The sequence below is a fragment of the Blastopirellula sp. SH421 genome, assembly GCF_057808535.1.
On sequence record NZ_CM173712.1, the window covers coordinates 4,126,299 to 4,139,729 of the forward strand.

The 13,431-nt window shown below is 55.7% G+C and carries 12 protein-coding genes; 3 read left to right on the forward strand and 9 right to left on the reverse strand.

Translation table 11 applies throughout. The features are described from left to right. Positions 1-7 precede the first annotated feature (7 nt). Positions 8-1,090: an NAD-dependent epimerase/dehydratase family protein gene (locus SH421x_RS16705; protein ID WP_488850618.1), complete on the reverse strand. Its 1,083-nt coding sequence runs from the start codon at positions 1,088-1,090 to the stop codon at positions 8-10. A gap of 164 nt (positions 1,091-1,254) precedes the next feature. Between SH421x_RS16705 and SH421x_RS16710 the strand changes: the two genes are divergently transcribed. Then, positions 1,255-1,713, forward strand: coding sequence for a hypothetical protein (locus SH421x_RS16710; RefSeq protein WP_488850620.1), 459 nt, complete (start codon positions 1,255-1,257; stop codon positions 1,711-1,713). Positions 1,714-1,771: 58 nt separating this feature from the next. Here the strand turns inward: SH421x_RS16710 and SH421x_RS16715 are convergent, their stop codons facing one another. Continuing rightward, on the reverse strand, positions 1,772-2,719 hold the full coding sequence (locus tag SH421x_RS16715) for an NAD(P)-dependent alcohol dehydrogenase (protein WP_488850622.1): 948 nt from the start codon (positions 2,717-2,719) through the stop codon (positions 1,772-1,774). Between the two features lie 74 nt (positions 2,720-2,793). Then, on the reverse strand, positions 2,794-3,024 hold the full coding sequence (locus SH421x_RS16720) for a hypothetical protein (protein WP_488850624.1): 231 nt from the start codon (positions 3,022-3,024) through the stop codon (positions 2,794-2,796). 288 nt (positions 3,025-3,312) lie between these two features. On the opposite strand from SH421x_RS16720, the gene SH421x_RS16725 reads away from it, so the two are divergent. Further along, entirely contained in the window at positions 3,313-3,627 is a 315-nt protein-coding gene (locus tag SH421x_RS16725; protein ID WP_488850626.1) for a hypothetical protein, read from the forward strand. 238 nt (positions 3,628-3,865) lie between these two features. After that, positions 3,866-4,663, forward strand: coding sequence for a TrmH family RNA methyltransferase (locus tag SH421x_RS16730; RefSeq protein WP_488850628.1), 798 nt, complete (start codon positions 3,866-3,868; stop codon positions 4,661-4,663). Positions 4,664-4,669: 6 nt separating this feature from the next. On the opposite strand, the gene SH421x_RS16735 is transcribed toward SH421x_RS16730, so the two are convergent. The 6 genes from SH421x_RS16735 to SH421x_RS16760 form a co-directional block, all read right to left on the reverse strand. Next, positions 4,670-5,824: an FG-GAP repeat domain-containing protein gene (locus SH421x_RS16735; protein ID WP_488850630.1), complete on the reverse strand. Its 1,155-nt coding sequence runs from the start codon at positions 5,822-5,824 to the stop codon at positions 4,670-4,672. 100 nt (positions 5,825-5,924) lie between these two features. Continuing rightward, positions 5,925-6,710 carry a biotin--[acetyl-CoA-carboxylase] ligase gene (locus tag SH421x_RS16740; protein WP_488850632.1) on the reverse strand — a complete coding sequence of 262 codons (786 nt, stop codon included), beginning with the start codon at positions 6,708-6,710 and terminating at the stop codon, positions 5,925-5,927. 2 nt (positions 6,711-6,712) lie between these two features. Then, the gene (locus SH421x_RS16745) at positions 6,713-10,156 is read right to left on the reverse strand and encodes a pyruvate carboxylase (protein ID WP_488850634.1); all 3,444 of its coding nucleotides are present in this window, start codon (positions 10,154-10,156) and stop codon (positions 6,713-6,715) included. 105 nt (positions 10,157-10,261) lie between these two features. Continuing rightward, positions 10,262-10,678 carry a hypothetical protein gene (locus tag SH421x_RS16750; RefSeq protein WP_488850636.1) on the reverse strand — a complete coding sequence of 139 codons (417 nt, stop codon included), beginning with the start codon at positions 10,676-10,678 and terminating at the stop codon, positions 10,262-10,264. A 270-nt stretch (positions 10,679-10,948) separates the two neighbouring features. Beyond that, the gene (locus SH421x_RS16755; protein ID WP_488850638.1) at positions 10,949-12,178 is read right to left on the reverse strand and encodes a M16 family metallopeptidase; all 1,230 of its coding nucleotides are present in this window, start codon (positions 12,176-12,178) and stop codon (positions 10,949-10,951) included. Then, a complete protein-coding gene (locus tag SH421x_RS16760; protein ID WP_488850641.1) occupies positions 12,162-13,421 on the reverse strand; it encodes a M16 family metallopeptidase in 1,260 nt (419 codons plus the stop codon). The genes SH421x_RS16755 and SH421x_RS16760 overlap by 17 nt, the downstream gene beginning before the upstream one ends. Positions 13,422-13,431: the final 10 nt, after the last annotated feature.

Sequence of the window (13,431 nt, forward strand, 5' to 3'; positions counted from 1 at the left end):
TTGGCGTCTAAGAACCGTGCAAGTGCCCGACTGGTAGTTGATTTATTTCGTAAAACCGTTGCGGATCGCGCTGCAAAAAATCGATCATCTGCGGCAGCGTTTCCCGCAGCGAGTGCTCTGGTCGCCAGCCCAACTTTGATTTGGCGCGGTGAATATCGATCGGATAGTTCTGATCCGCCAGATCAACCATCCACGGCTTGATAAAGGGAGGGTTCTCGTCGGAGGCGCATTGAACTTTGACCCATGCGCCCGCTTTGGCGGCCAATTTTGGGATCCAAATTGCCGGCCACTCTGAACCGTGCACTAACTTGCCAATTTGATTCTGCAGATCTTCGTAGCTCATCACCTCTTCCTCACCGATCAGCACGCGCTCCATCGGAGGCAGTTCACGGCGACGATCGACGCCACAGCGGATCGCCGCTATGGTGTCGTCCAGGTGGACAAAAGATTGCCCATGCTCTTTGTCGCCGGGGAAGAAATAACTTTCGAGCTGCTTTTCATAGATGCGGCTAATCTGCTGTGTGATCGGCGGCGAATGCCCTTCTTCGTCATAAGCCCCAGCCAGGCGTAAAATTAGGGCCGGTATTTTTCCCCGCTCTTGCTCTATGACCTCTTCCGTCTTCAATTTGGACTGCGGATAGTCCCATTCTGCGTAAAGCGGCGACTCGCAGGTCAGCGATTCTCCTCCCTCTGCCGATTTCATGACCAGCAACGTGCTGGAAAAGAGGAACTGCTCGACCTCGAACGACTGCAAGTGATGCAACAGACGACGCGTCCCCTCGACGGTCAGCTTGTCATACAACGGGCTCGGCTCGCCAGAGAAATCGTAGTAGGCCGCCAGATGGACGACGCTCGCTAAGCGGTTTCCCCATCGCTGACGAATCTTAGCAAGCGTATCGCGCACAGCCGTTTCATCGGTCAGGTCACATTGCAGCCAGTGAACATGGTCCTGATCACACCCTGAAGCCTGAAGATCAATTCCAATGACTTGATACGAATCAGCCAAATTTCTTGTCAGCCGACGCCCGATCAAACCAGCAGCGCCTGTGACGAGAACTAACTGACGTGAATTATTTTCAGGGGAGTCCATGCTCTACTTCCTTTCCCTTTGGCGGTGCAAAACGAACAATATCTCTAAAGTCGAGGTTGGTATTGCTGAATCAAGCACGCAAGTCGGGCGCCGAAACGTCTCGATCCATGCGTTCTCTGCACATCCCAGTGCGAGAATGAATTTTCTGAAGAGAAGGAATAGTTATGAGTGAAGACGATATCTCGCCTGAGTTGCATCAGGCCCTCGAACAGTTTGAAAGAGTCTTAGAGACTCCCATTGTTCCCGGCGAATTGCCCGAATGGTGCCAAACCGCCAAAACGTGCTGCACTGCTGTCCGACAATTACTGCTTCGAAAATTGGACGATCACGTCAGCATCTACTCGCAAATCGAGCAGGAAGATCCGGCCTTAGAACCGCATGTGCAGATGATGCGGGAAGAAGACGAGACACTACGCAGCGAATCTGAGCATTTTGTGGATGAGTTTACTCGCGCTGCCGTCACCGCTGAAGTTGCCGAGCCGAATGAAAACCTTGTCGAACAACTAGCAGGCGAAATCGCCGATCGCGCGCTTCAGTACATCATCGCAATCCGCAAGCAAGAGAGAGCCGTGGCGACTTGGTACCTCGAATCCTTGGAACGAGATCGCGGCGATAAAGATTAGCCGTCGCCAGCATCCATTAGCAGCAGTAATACGGCGTCCCAGTTCTGCACGACATTGCTTAATCAGCAACTTGCAGCACTATTTTCCCGACCGCGTGTCCATCTTCGCTTTTTCGATGAGCGTCGGCAGCCTGCTCAAGCGGAAAGACTTCGTCAATAATCGTGCGCAACTTCCCTTGCCCAGCCAGATCATAGATCGCTTGCAGGTCTTTCTGACGGGACATCGCGAGCACAATTCCACAGCGTCGCCGCTGAAATTTTGAAATCACGGTATAAGCGGCCGATTCGACCGATGGAAGCGTGGTCGCAAAACGCCCATTGCGATCGAGCACCCGACAGCAATCCCGGTACGACGCTTTTCCGACCGCATCAAAGATGACGTCATATTTGCGATCGCTCTGCGTAAAGTCTACCTGGTGATAGTTGATCACGTCGTCGGCGCCTAACTCGCGCAGCAGCGCTTCGTTTCTACCACTACAAACGGCGGTGACCTTTGCGTGATGGATCTTGGCGATCTGCGTGGCGAATATACCGACACCGCCCGAGGCTCCGTTCACTAAGACATTGTCGCCGGGTCGTATCGAGCAGTGATCAAACAGCGCCTGCCAGGCGGTTGAGGCCGCTAACGGTATCGATGCCGCTTCGATGGGGGAAAGATTCTCTGGCTTACGCACTACATGCTCGGCATCAATGGACATGAATTCGGCATAACCACCGCCGGGCGGGCTACTAGCGTAAGCACATACTTGCTCGCCGACCCTCCACTGCGTCGCCAGATCACGACCAACTGATTCGATTTCACCTGCGACGTCAAAGCCCAGGACTGCAGGAAACTTTAAGGGGAGAATCCAACGCAACTCGCCATAACGAAGCTTCCAATCAACTGGATTGACGCTGGCCGCTTTGACGCGAATCAAAAGTTGATTGGGACCGACTTCCGGACGCGGCAATTCCATCACCTGAAGTCGCGTCGGAGGACCGTAAGCTTGAATCGCGATAGTTTTCACAGGCTTGCATTCTGTAGGAGGACGATCCTGGAAAGCCGCCGTTTTGGAATGCGGCGTCGTGGATATCCAAAATTTTAACCAGCAACCAATCGTGCAAACTGCACCAGCTTCGCATAGCTGCGATCAGCTGCGACTTCGACAGCACCATAGCGAAGCGTACGATCTAAAACGCGAACTTGTCGATCACCATCGAGCTTGCGTCTCATTTTTTCGTCGCTGCTCCAGTTCCTGCGGATCGCTTGACAGCGTGCTTGGATTTCTTTGTCGGTCAGTTTCGGCAATTCGTCAGATAAAAGGTTAAGCATGAGAGTGCTCCGTCATTGGATGGTGAAATCGCTTGTCTTCGAAGTTCAACTTTCAATTCCAAGCTGAGCCACGTAAAGCAAGCAGCATGCCAAAACTAATTAAATTGGACATCGCCCTGCTCTGCTGGCAATCAAGGCAAGCTACGAAAACCAGGTGAGTATCCGGCTGATTGTGGGGCATCCACAACGGCCATCGGTCTTGCAACAATTACTTGGCCGGCATCACCTTTGCTGTGTAACCGGCAATGGTTTTCTAGTTTGCCCCCTTAGCACAGAGGATTTTTTGGAATGAAGATGGATCTATCACTTCAACAGGCTGCTCGTTGGTTTGTCGTCATCGCTGCAACCATCGCATTGGTCGTTGCGTTCTCGCTTCCCAGCCTATCTGCCTCGGCTTCCAGCAGCGAATCAGTTGTTGCTTTCGGCCATCGTCGCGGCTGCTGCGGCCATCGTGTCCATCGCTTTCGCGGACACCGTCATGGTCGATGCGGCGGTTACTCGAGCTGCGGTTATACGACTTCCCCCTGCAGCACCGGCGGCTGCAATGTCGGCGGCGGATATAACGTTGGCGGCGGATGCACCATCGGTGGTGGTTGCTATTAGTCCAACGTTGAGCGTATCTCACGCATCGTGATCGCCCAGCGATCACGTCAGCCGTGAATCATTCAAGGCGGAAGAGGGAGATCAGGCGCCAGCTTGTTCTCCCTCTTTTTTTTGCGGTAACTTCTGCCCCGGTCTCATGAGGTAGATGCTATCGCCGAAATGAGCCCCAGTAATTGGAAGCAGGTCCCATAACTGCTCCGCCTTGCAAAATCAGCTTCCGATCGGCTGTAATAGGCGGATGAATGTTGAACACATAGATCGTCTGGATGACCCGCGACTCGCTCCTTATCGTGGCCTCGCCAATCCGCGAGACGTGCGGCAATCGGGACTGTTGATCGCGGAAGGGCGTTTCTTGATTGAGCGTTTGCTGACCAGTTCGCTAATCGTCGAATCGCTGTTGGTCGACGATCTTTCAAAGACGCCTGATCTCCCCGCCGATCGAGCAGCGACGCCGATCCTTTGCTTGCCGCGCGATCTGCTGCAAGAATTGGTCGGCTTCAACTTTCATCGCGGCGTGATGGCTTGCGGGCAGCGTCCCCAACTATCGGATCTACGCCAGGTCGCATGGCCTGATCGTGTACGGCAAACCTTGACCGTTGCGGCGCAAGTGGTCGATCCCGAAAATCTCGGCAGTTTGATTCGCGCCAGCTGCGCCTTTGGCGCCGACGCGATTCTAATGGACGCTCGCAGCGGTGATCCCTATTCACGGCGGGCGCTGCGCGTCTCGACCGGACACGCCTTCAAGATCCCAATCGTCGAAACGACGAATCTGCTCCAGCAATTGACGATCGCCAAATCGCTCGGCTTCGATCTCATCGCGACCGTGCTGGAAGACTCCGCAACGCCGTTAAAAAATGAGACGGTGCGACAAAATCGCACCGCCTTGATGTTTGGCAACGAGGGTTATGGGTTAGAGCAAGAAGTGATCGAGATGTCCGATCGTCAAGTGACAATCCCCATGGAGCGCGGCAGCGATTCACTCAACGTTTCGATGGCTGCCGGGGTTTTTCTGTATCACTACTGCTACATGCTGTAGGACCAATTACTTGCTCGGCAGCTGCTCAAGGTAGTAAACCCCTTGCTTGTTCGACGTGACGACATCTAGCAAGCCGTCGCCGTTCATATCGGCCACTTCAAACTGCGTGCCGACGCCGCTATTGTCATCAAACACATGTGCGGTCCAAACGGCTTTGCCATCTTTGCGTGACAGCTCGTACCAGCACATGATCGCCGGATCGTTGCCGCCGGGATCGTTGCCGCCGTGCGCCCAATGTCGCTTGCCGGTGACATAGTCGGGCAAACCGTCGCCGTTCATGTCGACCAAGTGAGACGAGTGCGTCTGCGAAAACGATTTGTCGATGATGTGACGAGTAAATCCTTCCGGCGTCTGTTCGTACCACCATACGCCATAGTTATGGGCGCTGCTGCTGATCACGTCGTTGTCGCCGTCGCCATCAAAATCGTAGACATACATGTGACCGCAAGCTTCGCCGAAATTGGCCGGATGAAACTTCCACGGCGTCTGACTGCGATCTTCCGGCGCTTCCCACCAACCGGCGGTGACCAGGATATCATTCCGTCCGTCGTTATTGACGTCGCCCGATCCGATGCCGTGCGAATAACGATCGGTTCCCGGTGCGTTCTCTTCAGAAACGGCGGTGATCACCCATGGTGCGTTCGGATCTTCTGCCGGAGCGGCGTAGCCCACCTTCTTGCCGGGGTCAAACGAGAAGATCAACTCTCGCTTGCCGTCGCCGGTCACATCGCGCATGTCGGGGCTTTCGTTGTTGGTCACCGGGACCATTTCGTGACGCGCCCAAGGACCGTCCCCTTTGCCGGGATTCTCAAACCACCAGGTTTGCTTGCCCGGAAAGTCGACCACCAGCACGTCGGTCCAGCCGTCATGATTGACGTCTTGGGCAAAATTGCAAAACGAGTCGCTGTAGCTCTTCGGCTCGTACTCGTCGGCCTTGGCGCGAATCAGGTGCATTTCCCAATCAGGCGCCGCGTACCAGACGCTGCCGGCCGCGATGTCCATTTTGCCATCGCGATTGAAATCGCCGACGGCGACTCCTTCGCTGCGGAACTTGGTTTCGATTTGATGTTTCTTAAACTTGATTTCGTCTTCGCCGCGCGCGATTAGCGGCAAGACAAACAACAGCAGTGCAGAAGCGGTGAGACATCGACGGAGCATCATGCGGACCTTTCAGTCGGAAGCCGGGACAGGAGGCGAGAGAAGCGACGCGGAAATTCCGCGTGCGAGGCGCATCTATTTTGCGCTGAATTTATCCGAATATCTAGAACCGCGTGACCACGCCGGCCAAGATTCGACGGACTCCGGTCGGAGAATCGACCAGTAAGGCGCCGGAATCGTCAATACCGCCGCAAATCCCCGTGATCAACTGATCTCCGGCTTGAATTTCCACCTTGCGATCACGCAGCAAACAACGCCGCCGCCAAGCGTCGGCAAGCGGAACCAGATCAGAGGCACAAAGCTCAAAATTAGCCTTCATCCGCTGCAAGATCGCCAACAGCAAATCAGGCAGGAAATATTCGTGGTGACTCAGCTCGACCAGCGAAATCGCACGGTCCTGAACTTCTTGCGGCGCGGCTTCTAACGAGTTGTTCACATTGACGCCGATCCCCAAATGCAACATCGGTCGCGGCGACTCGGTTCGCTCAAGGAGGATCCCACACAGCTTGCGGCCCCGACAATAGATGTCATTAGGCCATTTGACATAGATCGATTCGTCAGGGACTAGCGACTCAATCGCTTCAGCCACGGCGACCGCCGTCATCAGCGACGCCTGCGGCCAGCGTAGTAGCGGAATCGGCAGCGACGCTTGATCAAAGACCGCAGTAAAGGTCAGCGCCCCATCGGTCGCATGCCAGGCGTTGTCGCCGCGGCCACGGCCTGCGGTCTGGCGCTGGGCGGCAATGACATACGGCAAAGTGGTTGCGATCTCAGCGGCTCGCTCTTTGGTGTAAAGACTGGTCGAAGGTAATTCGACCAATGCTGTAACCACAGCGGCGCCGACGCTACGCGCAATCTCGTCGAGCGCCGCTTGAGGAAACGCATCCATCTCTACGTCAATTTCACCAGCAAGTCGCCGGTTTGCACCTGGCTGCCCGGCTTGACCAACACCTGATCGACGATTCCTTCGACTTCGCTGTAGATGGTCGATTCCATCTTCATTGCTTCCAGCGAAAGCAGTTTTTGTCCCTTGGCGACTTTATCTCCCGCTTCGACGGCGACCATCACCACCATGCCCGGCATTGCGGCGCCAACTTGCTTGGCGTCGTCGGGATCGGCTTGGAGTCGTTTCGGGACGTCCGATTCCAAACTGTGATCAATCACTTCCACTTCGCGCGGCTGACCATTCAGCTCAAAAAACGCAACGCGGATGCCGTCGACATGCGGTTCGCCCACCGTCAAAAACTTGACGATCAACGTCTTGCCAACTTCGATATCGACCGCTGTCTCTTCGCCCGACTGCTGGCCATAAAAGAAGACCGGTGTCGGCAACGTGCTGACGTCCCCATATTTTTTGACATGCTTGGCGAAGTCTTCGTAGACCTTCGGATAAAGCAAGTACGAAACCACTTCGCGACGCAGCGGTTCGCGGCCCAACATCTTTTTGACAGTCGCGGTTGCAACGGTAAAGTCAGCCGGCGAGAACTCGGCCCCGGGACGATCGGTCATGATCGGCTCGTCACGCATGATGCGAGACTGCACATCCGCCGGAAATCCCCCCGGCGGTTGTCCCATCCGCCCGCCGATCAAATCCTTGACCGACGCCGGGAAAGCCAACTCTCGATTGGGATCTAGCACATCGGCCGTGGTCAGATTGTTGGCGACCAAAAACAACGCCATGTCGCCGACCGCTTTTGAGGTGGGGGTCACTTTGACGATGTCGCCAAACAGCTGGTTCACATCGGCGTATATCCGGCAGATGTCGGCCCATTGATCGGCCAGCCCAAGCGCCCGAGCCTGTTGGAACAGGTTGGTGTACTGACCGCCTGGCATCTCGTGCCGGTAGAGGTCGGCATTAGCCGGCAGCACGATCGCTTCAAAGGGAGTGTAAAACTCGCGGACGGCGCGCCAATATTCGGCAATGCCGTCTAACGCATCTGAATCCAAATCGCCGTCGCGATCGGTGTTGCGAAGCGCCTCGACCATGGTGTTCAAGTTGGGCTGCGAAGTGCCCCCCGACCAAGGCGCCATCGCAGCGTCTGCAATATCGAGCCCAACTTCCGACGCTTTCAAGATCGACGCCGCCTGAGTGCCGGCGGTGTCATGCGTATGGAAATGGATCGGCAGTCCGATCTCTTGCTTGAGCGTCTTGACCAGTTTCTCGGCCGCGTAGGGTTTGCAGAGTCCGGCCATATCTTTGATCGCCAAGATATGAGCGCCCATCTTCTCTAGCTGTTTCGCCAGATCGACGTAGTACTTCAGCGAATACTTGTCGCGTTTCGGATCCGAGATATCGCCGGTGTAGCAGATCGAAGCTTCGCAAATGGCGCCGGTCTTTTCGACGGCTTCCATCGCAATCTGCATGTTGGGCGCCCAGTTGAGCGCGTCAAACACGCGGAAGACGTCAATGCCGGCCGCCGCCGCTTCTTCCACAAACGCCGTGACGACGTTGTCGGGATAGTTGGTATACCCAACCGCGTTAGAAGCACGCAGTAGCATCTGGAACAAGATGTTCGGAACCTCTTCCCGCATTTCGGTCAGACGGCGCCAGGGGTCTTCTTTCAAAAACCGCATGCTGGTGTCAAACGTCGCCCCTCCCCACATTTCCAGCGAAAACAGCTGCGGGCAAAGTCGCGAGTAGCCTTCAGCAATATTCACTAAGTCGCGCGTTCGGACACGCGTCGCTAACAGCGACTGATGCGCGTCACGGAAAGTGGTGTCGGTATAGAGCAGCGGCTTTTGTTCACGAATCCACTGGCCAAACTTCGCGGCCCCTAACTCTTGGTACTTCTGCCGCAATCCGGCCGGCGGATTCCCTTTGGTGCTGTACGCTGGCAGCGGCGCCGGATCGCGGCGGAGTGCGACGGGACGTCCTTTGACCAGTTCGTTGCCGTTGACGGCGATTTCGCCTAGATACGACAGCAACTTGGTCGCCCGATCGCGACGAACCGGAAAGTTAAACAGATCCGGCGTTTCGTCAATAAATCGCGTGGTGCAATCGCCCGCTAAAAACGTCTTGTTCGACATCAGTCGAATTAAAAACGGAATGTTTGTTTTGACGCCGCGGACGCGGAACTCTTGCAGCGCACGTTCCATCCGTTTGACGGCGGCGCCAAACTGCCGACCGCGAGCACTTACTTTGACCAGCATCGAGTCATAGTAGGGATGAACCACGGCGCCCGAGAAAGCGCTGCCGGCGTCAAGCCGAATTCCCATGCCGCTGGCCGAACGATAATGGCTGACTCGGCCGTAGTCGGGTAAAAAGTTGTTGGCCGGATCTTCCGTCGTGACGCGGCACTGCAATGCAAAACCAACGGTGGCGATTTTGCTTTGATCGCCGAGATCAATATCAGGGTGACTCAGTTGTTCTCCCTGAGCGACCAGGATCTGCGTTTTAACGACGTCAACACCGGTCACTTCTTCGGTGACGGTATGCTCGACCTGAATCCGTGGATTGACTTCAATAAAGTAATATTGGTTTGATTTTTTATCGACCAAAAACTCCACGGTGCCCGCGTTCTGATACCCGACCTCATTGCCAATCTTGATTGCGGCTGCGCACAACGCGTCTCGAACTTCTGGCAGCAGATTGGGCGCCGGCGCGATCTCAACCACCTTCTGATGGCGACGTTGGACCGAGCAGTCACGCTCATACAAGTGGACCAAGTTGCCATGTCGATCCCCCATCAATTGGACTTCGATATGGCGAGCTTGCTCGATGTATTTTTCGACAAAGATATCGGGGCTGCCAAACGCCGACTGCGATTCACGCGTGGCCGAATCAAACGAAGCGTCAAAATCTTTCGCTTCGCGCACAACTCGCATGCCGCGTCCGCCGCCCCCTTTGGCCGCTTTCAAGATGATCGGAAAGCCTAGCTTCTCGGCCAGTTTGCGTCCTTCTTCGGCAGTCGCAATTGCCTTCGGACTGCCGCTTAGGACCGGCACGCCCGCTTGTTCGGCGATGGCTCGAGCAGCCGTCTTATCTCCTAAGCGTTCCAGACAGTCGACGCTGGGGCCCACAAAAATGATCCCGTTCTCATCGCAAGCCCGCGCCAACTCGGGATTCTCGGACATGAAGCCATAGCCGGGATGAACCGCGTCGATCTTGTGCAGTTTGCACAACCGAATCACGCTGTCGATATCGAGATAAGCGCGAACCGGCTCTCCTTGCGTACCGACCTGATACGCTTCATCCGCTTTGAAGCGGTGCAGCGCGAACCGATCTTCGTACGAGTACATTGCGACGGTGCGAATGCCCAACTCATGGGCGCTGCGGAAGATGCGAATGGCGATTTCGCTACGATTCGCCACCAACAGTTTTTTTATGCTCTTCATGTTGCAAATACTGGTGCGCAGGTTGGGTAGGAACGCGGTAAACGCGCAGCACTTGGCCGCGAAAGAAGCGGCCGCAGTATAGCAAAAGTTTTAGCCCAATTGCAGCTATGCCCCGAGATTGGCCCTTCCGGCCGGGATGGGCTCGATCACAGGCGGTTGGTTTAGCAGCGGTTGAATCGAATCTTGCTGCATTTCCAGCATCCCCGGCTCTCCTCTCCCGCCGCGGCAGGTGGGGCAACTGTCGGTCGGAATTGCTTCGGTCGGCGGCGGCATAAACGGCAAATGCCACAATTTGGGCAAATGATCGATTTGGCCGGGTACGTAAACTTCGCCGGTGCTGATGCGGTACTGCGACGACCGGATCGACGCTTCGTTCCAGTGACTGCCGGGCGCATGATAACCGTTGGACCATCCTTCGCCAAACCAGCGACCAAACGAGGGCCAACCAGCTTCGACCGGTGATTCGGCCAGAGCAAACAGTGAAAACGCCAACAACACCGCAGTCAGACGGGGAAGAACCATCGCGAAAGACTCCATTACGAATCGCGCAGCGAGAAACAGGCTTCGTGCTAGCTGATGTTATCGCCGCGCTCCGTCTGTCGCGTTCAACGAATTATCGGTCGCGTCTCAGAAATGGGGGGACGCCGTGCCGAGCAGAAGGATCTTGCCGGTTCTAGGGAGAGATCCGGGTGTTGGGCGCGATGCTCTTACCGCATCTTCGCGGAATGAGCATCGCGCCAGAAAATTGACGTTTCATAGAGCCCTAAGTTGCGTCAGCAGGCACGTCGTACCCTACTTCAACTCGGCCAATGGACCGATCGCCAAGGTATTGTTTTTGGAGAGCGGGTACTTGGCCAGCACGGCATGCACATCGTCGAGTGTGACGCTTTTATAAGCGGCGACCGATTGGCTAACAGTTTGGTATTTACCGCGTTGAATCCAGCCGTTGCCGACCGAGAAGAGCCGACTCGAGGGGCGTTCGCTGCTTAATACCGTGGTCGAGCAAACCTTGTTTTTCGCCTGATCAAGCTCGGCTTGGGTGATGCCGTGCTTTTCGAGCTTGGCGATCTCCTCGTTCAAAATCGCCAAGTTGCTAACCGCTTCTTCGGGACTGCAACAAAAGTAGTTCATATACACGCCGGCCGATTGAAACTCATACGGGTCAGACGAAGCGAATTCGGCCAAGCCTGGATCAACCAGCGCCCAAAAAAGTCGACTGCCGGTGTCATCGCCAAAGATCGTCGTCAACAGCCGCGCGGCGTAGCGATCGGCATCTTCCGCCGCCGGACAATCGGCCAGCTGAATCAAATATTCTTGAGCGGCCGTTTCTTTGTGAATGACCTCAAAACCAGGCAATCCTTGCGGACGCGACAAGTCTCGCGACGTTTCGGATCGCTCCCAATCGCCGCAATGCCGCTTGGCTTGTTCAACCAATGCGTCAAAGTCTACGCGTCCAGTCGCCGCCAACACGATGTTGTGCGGGCTATAGCGACGATTAAAGTAATTCATCATCTGATCGGCGGATAATGCGCCAACCGTTTCCGCCGTTCCCAGCACGCTATTGCCCAACGGATGCTGACCAAAGTAAGAGGCCATGATCCGTTCGTGACCGCCAAACGGAGGCTGATCGTCATACTTCATGATCTCTTCCAAGATCACCTGCTTCTCGGTCTCAAAATCAGAGACCCGCAGCGATGGCCGCATGATGTCGGCCAGCAGGTCGACAACTTGCGATTGCAGTTCGGGCAGGACGACAGCGTAGTAAACGGTCTGTTCCTCGCTGGTGTAGGCGTTGGCCTGCGAGCCCATTTCGTCCAGTTCGCGATTGACGTCAGCGGCAGTGCGGCGCGGCGTTCCCTTGAACACCATGTGCTCAAGAAAATGGCTGACGCCAGCGATCTCCGCCGTTTCATCCCGGGATCCCGTTTTGACAAAAAATGCCGAAGCGAGCGAGTAAGCGTTCGGGTTAATCTCGGCAACGATCTCCAGACCGTTGTCGAGAACTTCATGGCGAAACTGCAACGGGAATCTCCAATTTTTCAGCGCCGACCGTCGTAAAACGGAAATCGTGCGGCGGGTTGTCTTGCAAATAGCGATTGATCGAATCGCACGTCAGACCATCCAAAATCGACGTCAATTCGTCCAGTGTGCGAATACGGCCCAGATGACGCCAGTCGCTGGCCAGCGACGACGCGCGCGACGAGCTTGACTCTTGCTGCATCACCAGCGACGTTTTGATGCGGGCCTTCAGTCGCGTCAGTTCCGCGGCTTCGATCCCGTCCCGGATCTTCACCAGCTCGGCCATCAAGACGTCCAGCGTTTCCTGCGCACGCTCGGTGCTTGTACCGGCGTAAGCCAAGACGCTGGCCCGGTCCAACAGCGTATGGATCGACGCGAAAACCGTATAACAAAGTCCACGATTCTCGCGAACCTCCGTAAACAAACGCGAGCTCATCCCGTCACTCAGCACGCCGACCGCCGCGCGAGCCAAAAAATAATCGGGATGACTATAGGGGATGCAGTCGTAGCCGACGCCGATATGGGTTTGATTCGATTCAATCGGAATATGACGATAGATCTCGTCAACCGGCGTTTCGACAACCGGCTGCTCGGCGGCCATTTTCCAATCACCAAACAATCGCAGCACATCGTCGCGCGTCTTGTCCAAGTCAATGTTGCCGGCAATCGCCAAGATCGTACCGTTAGGACGATAGTGGGCGGCGAAGTGAGCTTTGGCGAGCTCTGCGGTCAGCGCTTCGATACTTTCGACATTCCCGTACGAGGCGCGGCCCCACGGATCGGCATAGACTTGCTTGCGCAGTTGCAGCATCGCTTGCTGCGAGAGATCGTCTTCAATTGCACGCAGCTCTTGCAGACATACCAACTGGGCTTCGTCGAATTCTTCCTCTGGCAAATGGGGCCGTTGCACGACATCGGCGTAGATCGCCAGGGTGCGCTCTAGATTCTCGGCCAGTACGGCGCCCCCAAAGCTTGTATGCGAAGTCGATACGCCGGCGCCTCGTGAGACCCCCAGATTGTCCAAGTCTTCAATAAACTGGCGGCTATCTCGATTTCCGCAGCCGCGCTGCGTCCAGTCGCACAGCAGGTTGCTGACGCCAAGTTGCGTCTTGGCGTCAGTCGCGCAGCCTGAAGGGGTCAACAATGCAAACGCGGCCGATTCGAGCCACGGCATTTTCTCCACCACCAACGTCATGCCGTTGGGTAGGGTTTCGTGACGGATCTTGGACGAATCACTAGAGGCCATACGCATTCCA

What these genes read in the sequence shown, in the direction of transcription:
- SH421x_RS16735 (WP_488850630.1), bottom strand. Translation starts at nt 5,824, where the DNA reads ATGATGCTCCGTCGATGTCTCACCGCTTCTGCACTGCTGTTGTTTGTC.
- SH421x_RS16730 (WP_488850628.1), top strand. Translation starts at nt 3,866, where the DNA reads ATGAATGTTGAACACATAGATCGTCTGGATGACCCGCGACTCGCTCCT.
- SH421x_RS16760 (WP_488850641.1), bottom strand. Translation starts at nt 13,421, where the DNA reads ATGGCCTCTAGTGATTCGTCCAAGATCCGTCACGAAACCCTACCCAAC.
- SH421x_RS16745 (WP_488850634.1), bottom strand. Translation starts at nt 10,156, where the DNA reads ATGAAGAGCATAAAAAAACTGTTGGTGGCGAATCGTAGCGAAATCGCC.
- SH421x_RS16710 (WP_488850620.1), top strand. Translation starts at nt 1,255, where the DNA reads ATGAGTGAAGACGATATCTCGCCTGAGTTGCATCAGGCCCTCGAACAG.
- SH421x_RS16720 (WP_488850624.1), bottom strand. Translation starts at nt 3,024, where the DNA reads ATGCTTAACCTTTTATCTGACGAATTGCCGAAACTGACCGACAAAGAA.
- SH421x_RS16750 (WP_488850636.1), bottom strand. Translation starts at nt 10,678, where the DNA reads ATGGTTCTTCCCCGTCTGACTGCGGTGTTGTTGGCGTTTTCACTGTTT.
- SH421x_RS16740 (WP_488850632.1), bottom strand. Translation starts at nt 6,710, where the DNA reads ATGGATGCGTTTCCTCAAGCGGCGCTCGACGAGATTGCGCGTAGCGTC.
- SH421x_RS16725 (WP_488850626.1), top strand. Translation starts at nt 3,313, where the DNA reads ATGAAGATGGATCTATCACTTCAACAGGCTGCTCGTTGGTTTGTCGTC.
- SH421x_RS16705 (WP_488850618.1), bottom strand. Translation starts at nt 1,090, where the DNA reads ATGGACTCCCCTGAAAATAATTCACGTCAGTTAGTTCTCGTCACAGGC.